This is a genomic window from Burkholderia sp. 9777_1386 (assembly GCF_015712265.1).
Classification (GTDB): Bacteria; Pseudomonadota; Gammaproteobacteria; order Burkholderiales; family Burkholderiaceae; genus Burkholderia; species Burkholderia cenocepacia.
The window spans coordinates 1-350 of the sequence record NZ_JACCQB010000164.1 but is presented as its reverse complement, the minus strand read 5'-3'; the positions used below and the strand labels follow the sequence as shown (position 1 = coordinate 350).

Below are 350 nucleotides of genomic sequence, written 5' to 3'. Positions count from 1 at the left end.
GGATTCATGACTGGGGTGAAGTCGTAACAAGGTAGCCGTATCGGAAGGTGCGGCTGGATCACCTCCTTTCCAGAGCTATCTCGCGAAGTTGAGCGCTCACGCTTATCGGCTGTAAATTAAAGACAGAAAGACTGTCTGTTAGCGGTTTAAACGGTTATAATGCCGGCCGCTTTCGATAATCCTCAATGACAAACATTCGAATGAAGTTTGGTTCGAGTTTTTCTCATTGGCGATTGAGCCAGTCAGAGGATATCAACAGATATCGGCTGTCGTTCTTTAACAATCTGGAAGAAGTAAGTAATTTGGATAGCGGAAGCGTCTTGAGATGGACGTGGAAACTATCCGGGTTG

Annotated in this window: 1 rRNA gene; it reads left to right on the top strand. The window is 46.0% G+C overall.

Going from position 1 to position 350, the window contains the following annotated elements:
* Positions 1–69 (top strand): 16S ribosomal RNA (locus H0X91_RS34865); the annotation flags it as partial.
* Positions 70–350 lie beyond the last annotated feature (281 nt).